Source organism: Pyramidobacter piscolens W5455, assembly GCF_000177335.1.
GTDB classification, from domain to species: Bacteria; Synergistota; Synergistia; order Synergistales; family Dethiosulfovibrionaceae; genus Pyramidobacter; species Pyramidobacter piscolens.
In genome coordinates, this window is sequence record NZ_ADFP01000038.1 from 1 (window position 1) to 7,454 (window position 7,454).

Sequence of the window (7,454 nt, forward strand, 5' to 3'; positions counted from 1 at the left end):
GCAATCTTCGCAATATTCGTTGACAATTCCGGGGGAGGCGCAGTATACTTAGCACCATCGAAAAGTATCTTGCCCACGGAGGCATGACGGAGCGTTCCAATGATGAACGTCAGCTTTTTTGCAGCCGAATACTACTACTTTTACTTTTTTGGAGCTTCCAGAAAGGTGATTTTGTGCTGCCAAAAAGCTGATCGGTAAAACGCAGTTTTTTTCAGGGAAATCATAAGGCCGTGCAGAATCGCTGCACGGCCTTGTTTTTTTCCGTTCGCGGAGGACGAGACGGTTTCGACGATTTCTTGAAGGAGGAGTTTCACATGATCGCAGTCTTGAAGAACGGCACCACCCCGGAGCAGCGCGACAGTCTCTGCAAATGGTTCGAGAGCATGGGCCTTTCCTGCCACGTTTCGCAGGGCGAGTTCCACACCATCATCGGCCTCATCGGCGACGTCAGCAAGGTCGATATCGAGATGCTCGAGAGCCTGTCCATCGTCGAGCGCGTCACGCGCATCAGCGATCCTTTCAAAAAGGCGAACCGCAAGTTCCACGAGGAGCCGAGCGTCGTCGACGTGAGCGGCGTCAAGATCGGCGGCGGCCATTTCCAGATCATCGCCGGTCCCTGTTCGGTGGAAAGCCGCGAGCAGATCATCGCCGTCGCCAAAGCCGTCAAGGCTTCGGGCGCGACGATGCTGCGCGGCGGCGCGTTCAAGCCGCGCACGTCGCCCTACGCGTTCCAGGGGCTGCGCGGCGAGGGGATCGGCCTGCTGCTCGAAGCCAAGAAGGAAACGGGACTGCCTCTGGTTTCGGAGATCATGAACATCAACGATCTCGATCTTTTCGCCGAGGTGGACATGCTTCAGGTGGGGGCGCGCAACATGCAGAACTTCGATCTGCTCAAGGAACTGGGACATTGCCGCAAACCGATCCTGCTCAAGCGGGGGCTGGCCAACACGCTCAAGGAACTGCTGATGAGCGCGGAATACATCATGGCCGGCGGCAACGAGAACGTCATTCTCTGCGAGCGCGGCATCCGCACGTTCGAAACCTACACGCGCAACACGCTCGATCTTGCCGCCGTGCCCGTGCTGCACGAGCTCACCCATCTGCCCGTGATCATCGACCCCAGCCATTCCACGGGCTACTCGCGCTACGTGGCGCCGATGTCCTACGCCGCCGCCGCGGCCGGCGCCGACGGTCTGATCGTCGAGGTCCACAACGATCCCGCCCACGCGCTGTGCGATGGCGCCCAGTCGCTGACGCCCGAGCAGTTCGACGAGGCGGCGCGGAAGGTGCGCGCCGTGCGCGAGGCGCTGGCATGAAGACGATCGGCATCGTCGGGCTGGGACTGATCGGCGGTTCGTTCGCGCGCGCCTACAAGGCGGCCGACGAGACGTTTGCCGTTTACGCCGCCGATCAGGATCGATCCACGCTGCAATTCGCCCGGCTGCTGGGGGCCATCGACGGCGAGCTGAACCGCGAGACGCTAGGGAAATGCGACGGCGTGCTGGTCTGCCTGCACACGGAACTTTCCTGCCAGTGGCTGGAGGCGAACGCGCCCTCCATTCCGGCATCGGCGCTGGCGATGGACTGCTGCGGCACCAAGCGCCGCATTTGCGAGGTCGGCTTCCGGCTCGCCAAGCGGTACGGTTTCGAGTACGCCGGCGGGCACCCGATGGCGGGCACGCACCGTTGGGGTTTCAAGAACAGCCGTGCCGACATGTTCCGCGGCGCCAGTTTCGTCGTGGTGCCGCGCGTGTACGACGACGTCACGCTGCTGGAGCGCGTCAGGAGTTTCGTGATGCCGGCGGGGTTCCAGCGCCTCGCCGTGACGACGGCGGAAAATCACGACCGGCTGATCGCCTTCACGTCGCAGCTGGCGCACGTGGTCTCGAACGCTTACGTGAAGAGCCCGACGGCGCGCGAGCACCGCGGTTTTTCCGCCGGCTCCTACCGCGATCTGACCCGCGTGGCCTGGCTGAACCCGACGATGTGGACGGACCTGTTCCTCGAGAACCGCGACCATCTGCTCTCCGAGATCGACCAGATTCTCGGCGAGCTGCGGCAGTATCGCGACGCCATCGCCGCTGGCGACGAAAAACGGCTCTGGCGGCTGCTCGAAGAGGGACGCCGGAGAAAGGAAGAGGTGGACGGATAAATGAACAGCGTCACAGTTTCCACGCCCTCGAAGAAGTACTACGTGCACACCGGCGCCGATCTGCTCAGCGCCGCCGGCGAGATCGCCGCGCCTCTGCGCGGCGCCGGGCAGGCGCTGATCGTCTCCGACGCCAACGTGGCGCCGCTCTACGCGCGGCGCGTCGCCGACTCGCTGGAACACGCCGGCTTCCGGCCGGCTCTGCACGTCGTTCCCGCCGGCGAGCGGAACAAAAACATGCGTTCGCTCCTCGACCTGCTCAACCGCATGGCCGCCCTGCGCATGATCCGCAGCGACACGCTCTTCGCCCTCGGCGGCGGGGTCGTCGGCGATTTGGGCGGGCTGGCGGCCTCGCTGTATATGCGCGGCATCGGCCTCGTACAGCTGCCGACGTCGCTGCTGGCCGCGGTCGACTCATCGGTGGGCGGCAAGACGGCCATCGACCTCGAGACGGGCAAAAACCTGGTCGGAACCTTCTACCAGCCCGATCTGGTGCTCTACGACACGGAAACGCTGGCGACGCTGCCGAAAGAGCAGCTGGCCAACGGCTTCGGCGAGATCGTCAAGACGGGCATGATCCGCGACGCCAAACTCTTCGACGCGGCGCGCAAGCCCGACGTCGGCGCCGCCGAGATCGCCGAAATCGTGCACCGCTGCGTGGAGATCAAACGCGACGTGGTGCGCCGCGACGAGAAGGAGATGGGACTGCGTCAGATCCTCAACTTCGGGCACACGTTCGGCCACGCCGTGGAAAAGTGCAGCGGCTTTTCGATCCCGCACGGTTTTTGCGTCGCCATCGGCATGATGATCATCACCGCCGCCTGCGCCAAACGCGGCATCTGCGCGCCGGAAACGTTTGTCCAGCTGTCCGGCGCCCTGCGGCTGCGCGGCCTGCCGCAGACGACCCGGTTCAAAACCGACGAGCTCTTCGCGGGCATGCTCGCCGACAAGAAACGGGCTTCCGACACGGTAACGCTCGTGCTTCCCCGCGGCATCGGCAGCGTGGAGCGGCGCAAGGTCATGCTCGAAGAGGCGCGCGGGTTCCTCGCGGACGGGCTCGAAGCCCTCGAAACGGAGGTTGCCGCGACATGATCGTCACCATCACGCCCCGCAAACTGAGCGGCACGATCGCCGCCATCCCATCGAAGTCGCACGTTCACCGTCTGCTGATCTGCGCCGCGCTGGGGAACCGTCCGGCGACGCTGCCCTGTCGCGTCGTCTCGCAGGACATCGAGGCCACGGTGCGCTGCCTCAGGGCGCTGGGAGCCGGGATCGCCGTCGGCGGCAGCGTCATCGCCGTCACGCCGCTGGACCGGAACGCGAGCGGCGCGGCCGAACTCGATCCCGGCGAGAGCGGCTCCACGTATCGTTTCATGACGCCGCTGGCGGCCGCGCTGGGTCGAAAGGCCCGCTTTACGCTGCGCGGCAAACTGTCGTCGCGGCCAATGGACGATCTGTGGAACGAAATGGAGCGGCACGGCGCCGTCATCACCGGCAAGGGGACGGATCACCCCGTCGTCGAGGGACGGCTGACGGCCGGCCGGTACCGTCTGCCCGGCGCGGTGTCGTCGCAGTTTTTCACGGGCCTGCTCTTTGCGCTGCCGCTGCTTGAAGGCAACAGCCGCGTTCTCATCGCCGACCGATTGGAATCGGCCGGCTACGTCGACATGACGCTGGCGGCGCTGGCCGCTTTCGGTATCGCCGTCGGCCGTTCCGCCGACAGGTTCTCCGTCTCCGGCGCGCAGCGATACGTCACACCTGCCAAGCTGAGAGCCGAAGGCGATTGGTCCAACGCGGCTTTCTGGCTTTGCGCCGGGGCCGCCGGCGCAAAGCTCGCCGTCACGGGGCTGACGCGGCCGTCATTGCAGGGCGACAGCGTCGTGGCGGAGCTTCTGCGACGCATGGGCGCCGAGATCTCGATCGCCGGCGATTCCATCGCGGCGGCGCCGGCAAAGCTGCGCGAAACATGTATCGACGTGGGCGACACGCCCGATCTGGTGCCCGCTCTGGCCGTCGCCGCGGCGGCGGTCAAGGGGCGCACGGCGATTGCGAACGTCGGACGGCTGCGGCTCAAAGAGAGCGACCGCGTCGCCTCGGTCTGCGGCGCGCTGAACGCCCTGGGGGGACACGCGGTGCCCGACGGCAACTGCATCCTTATCGACGGGTGCGGCTCTCTGCGCGGCGGCATCGTCGACGCCTGCGGCGATCACCGCATCGCCATGCTGGGCGCGGCCGCCTCGGTGCTGTGTTCGGAAACGGTCACGATCACGGGCGCGGAAGCGGTGGACAAGTCCTATCCGGGCTTTTTCGACGACTTCGCCGCGCTCGGCGGCGTCGTCAGAACGGAGGCATGATCATGAGTTCAAGCTGCGGCAAGCGCATCCGCCTTTCCATCTTCGGACAGTCCCATTCGGCCGCCGTCGGCGCCGTGATCGAGGGGCTGCCGGCAGGGTTCCGCGTGGACATGGAGCGGCTGGACTCTTTCATGAAACGCCGCGCGCCCGGCGGTCCGCTGGCGACGCCGCGCCGCGAGGGCGACCGGATCGAGTTCCTTTCGGGGATCGCCGGCGGGCGGCTGTGCGGTTCTCCGCTCTGCCTGATCATCCGCAACGCCGACGCGCGTCCCGGCGATTATTCCGAGTTTCGGGACGTGCCGCGGCCGGGGCATGCCGACTACACGAGTTCCGTCAAATACGGCGGCTTTCAGGACGCCTCGGGCGGCGGCCATTTTTCCGGCCGGCTCACGGCGCCGCTGACCGCTGCCGGCGGCGTTTGTCTGCAAATCCTCGAGGCGCGGGGGATTTTCGTCGGCGCGCATCTCAAAAGCGTCGGCGGCGTGGAGGACCGCGCTTTCGATCCTGCGTCCGTCTCCCGGGCCGACTTCAACGCGCGCTTCTTCTCGCCGCTGACGGTGCTCGACGCGGCCGCTGGGGCGCGCATGGCCGCGGCGATCGAGGCCGCCCGCGCGGAGGGGGATTCGCTCGGCGGCGTGGTCGAATGCGCCGCCGTCGGCCTGCCGGCGGGGCTCGGCGAGCCGATCTTCGGCGGGCTCGAAAGCGGGATCGCCTCGCTGGTCTTCGGCATTCCCGCCGTCAAGGGCGTGGAATTCGGCAGCGGTTTCGCGGCCGCGGCCATGAGGGGCAGCGAGCACAACGACCCGTTCGTGTGCGAAGACGGCGCCGTGATCACGGCCACGAACCACGCCGGCGGCATTCTCGGCGGCATTTCCACGGGCATGCCGCTGGTTTTCCGCGCCGCCTTCAAGCCGACGCCTTCCATCGCCCGCGCGCAGAGGACCCTCAGTCTCAGAACCATGCAGCTCACGGAACTGAATATCAAAGGCCGTCACGATCCCTGCGTGGCCGTGCGCGCCGTTCCCGCCGTCGAAGCGGCGGCCGCCGTCGCCCTCTGCGACGCACTGCTTCCGGGAAACTACGAACCGCTCAAAGGAGCCGAATGAAAAATGGACATGAAAGATTTTCGCACCCAGATCGACGAGATCGACCGCGGCCTGGTCGACCTGATCACGCGGCGCTTCGCCGTCGTGCGCGACATCGCCGCCTACAAGGCCAAAAACAACATTCCCATCTACGATCCCGCCCGCGAACGCCAAAAGCTCAACGATCTGGCCGACTCGGTCGGCGAAGAGCTGGCGCCGTCCATGGACGCGCTGTTTTCGCTGGTCTTCGACCTGAGCCGCTCCGAGCAGCACCGCATCATCGCCGGCGGCTCGCCGCTCAAGCGGCAGATCTCGCTGGCGCTGGCCAACACGTCGGCGCAGTTCCCCATCCGTCCTACGGTCGCCTGTCAGGGCGCGGAGGGCGCGAACTCGCAGATGGCCTGCGAGCGCATTTTCCCCTCGGGCAGCATCATGTACTTTCAGTACTTCGAAAATGTCTTCGCCGCCGTCGAGCAGGGACTGTGCCGGTACGGCGTGCTGCCCATCGAGAACAGCACGGCCGGCTCGGTGAACCGCATTTACGACCTGATGATGGAGCACAGCTGCTACATCGTGCGCAGCTGCCGCGTCAAGATCGACCACTGCCTGCTTGCCAATCCCGGCGTTTCCATCGGCGACATCAAAGAGATCATCTCTCACGAGCAGGCGCTGGCGCAAAGCCAGAGCTTCCTCAAGTCGCTGGGGGTCAAGGTCGCTCCCGTCAAGAACACGGCCGTCGCCTCGCAGATGGTGCACGAGTCGGGGCGCAAAGATCTGGCGGCGCTGTCGTCGCGCAGCTGCGCCGAACTCTATGGCCTGGATTGCCTCAAGGCCTCCGTGCAGGACGCGGGCAGCAACTTCACGCGCTTCATCTGCATCGCCAAGGATCTGGAAATTTACCCCGGCGCCAACCGCACCAGCCTGATGATGGTGCTGCCGCACAAGCGCGGCTCGCTGTCGCACGTGCTGTCACGCTTCAAGGCGCTGGACATCAATTTGCTCAAGCTGGAGAGCCGGCCGCTGGCCAACAGCGATTTCGAATTCATGTTCTATTTCGACCTCGACTCCTCCGTCTACAACGATTCTTTCCTGCGCATCTTCGACGACCTGCAGGGCGCCGTCACCACGCTCAAATATCTGGGCAGCTACTCCGAGGTGGTGTAAATGGGGCGCTTCGGCCTGATCGGCCGCGCGCTCGGCCACAGTTTCTCGCCCGCCATCCACGCCCTGATCGGCGATTACGAGTACAAGCTCTATCCCCTGGAGCCGGAGGCGCTGGATGGCTTTCTACGCGCGAGCGACGGCGACGGCTTCAACGTCACCATTCCCTACAAGATCGACGCGATGAAAAGCTGCCGCGAGCTGTCGGAGCGCGCCCGCGCCATCGGCTGCGTCAACACTGTGACGCGCCTGCCAGGCGGGGAATGGCGCGGCGACAACACGGACTGGGACGGTTTTCTGCATCTGCTCGGGGAAGACGCGGAACGCCTGCGCGGTCGTCCCGCGCTCGTGCTGGGCAGCGGCGGCGCTTCGCGCACCGTGCGCGCCGTGCTGGCAAGCTGCGGCATTCCCTTCGCCGTGATCTCGCGCTCGGGGCGCGACACCTACGCCACCCTCGAACGGCACGCCGACGCCGAACTGATCGTCAACACGACGCCCGTGGGCATGTACCCGAAAAACGGCGCTTCCCCCGTGGATCTGCGGCTCTTTCCCAAATGCCGGCTTGTGCTCGACGTGATCTACAACCCGATGCGCACGGCGCTGCTCCTCCAGGCCGAAGCGCTCGGCCTTCCCGCGCGCGGCGGTTTGGCGATGCTGGCCGCTCAGGCCGTGCGCGCCGGCGAACTGTTCCTCGGCCGCGGACTG

The 7,454-nt window shown here is 65.8% G+C and carries 7 protein-coding genes; all 7 read left to right on the top strand.

The window, feature by feature from the left end; genetic code table 11:
* Positions 1-314 precede the first annotated feature (314 nt).
* Positions 315-1,316 (top strand): 3-deoxy-7-phosphoheptulonate synthase, encoded by a 1,002-nt coding sequence (gene aroF / locus HMPREF7215_RS02515; RefSeq protein WP_009164045.1) that lies wholly within the window; start codon positions 315-317, stop codon positions 1,314-1,316.
* A complete protein-coding gene (locus tag HMPREF7215_RS02520) occupies positions 1,313-2,152 on the top strand; it encodes a prephenate dehydrogenase (protein ID WP_009164046.1) in 840 nt (279 codons plus the stop codon). Before aroF ends, HMPREF7215_RS02520 begins: the two co-directional genes overlap by 4 nt.
* Positions 2,153-3,241, top strand: a complete 1,089-nt coding sequence (aroB, locus tag HMPREF7215_RS02525) for a 3-dehydroquinate synthase (protein WP_009164047.1) — start codon at positions 2,153-2,155, stop codon at positions 3,239-3,241.
* The gene (gene aroA / locus HMPREF7215_RS02530; RefSeq protein WP_009164048.1) at positions 3,238-4,503 is read left to right on the top strand and encodes a 3-phosphoshikimate 1-carboxyvinyltransferase; all 1,266 of its coding nucleotides are present in this window, start codon (positions 3,238-3,240) and stop codon (positions 4,501-4,503) included. Before aroB ends, aroA begins: the two co-directional genes overlap by 4 nt.
* Positions 4,504-4,505: 2 nt before the next feature.
* Positions 4,506-5,609 carry a chorismate synthase gene (aroC, locus tag HMPREF7215_RS02535; protein WP_009164049.1) on the top strand — a complete coding sequence of 368 codons (1,104 nt, stop codon included), beginning with the start codon at positions 4,506-4,508 and terminating at the stop codon, positions 5,607-5,609.
* A 3-nt stretch (positions 5,610-5,612) separates the two neighbouring features.
* Positions 5,613-6,752, top strand: a complete 1,140-nt coding sequence (locus tag HMPREF7215_RS02540) for a bifunctional chorismate mutase/prephenate dehydratase (protein ID WP_009164050.1) — start codon at positions 5,613-5,615, stop codon at positions 6,750-6,752.
* Positions 6,753-7,454: shikimate dehydrogenase family protein (locus tag HMPREF7215_RS02545; RefSeq protein WP_009164051.1), on the top strand; the 702-nt coding region annotated here is incomplete at its 3' end.

Excerpts from the sequence above, each read along its gene's own strand:
- aroA (WP_009164048.1), top strand. The coding sequence starts at position 3,238 with ATGATCGTCACCATCACGCCCCGCAAACTGAGCGGCACGATCGCCGCC.
- aroC (WP_009164049.1), top strand. The coding sequence starts at position 4,506 with ATGAGTTCAAGCTGCGGCAAGCGCATCCGCCTTTCCATCTTCGGACAG.
- aroB (WP_009164047.1), top strand. The coding sequence starts at position 2,153 with ATGAACAGCGTCACAGTTTCCACGCCCTCGAAGAAGTACTACGTGCAC.
- aroF (WP_009164045.1), top strand. The coding sequence starts at position 315 with ATGATCGCAGTCTTGAAGAACGGCACCACCCCGGAGCAGCGCGACAGT.
- HMPREF7215_RS02540 (WP_009164050.1), top strand. The coding sequence starts at position 5,613 with ATGGACATGAAAGATTTTCGCACCCAGATCGACGAGATCGACCGCGGC.
- HMPREF7215_RS02520 (WP_009164046.1), top strand. The coding sequence starts at position 1,313 with ATGAAGACGATCGGCATCGTCGGGCTGGGACTGATCGGCGGTTCGTTC.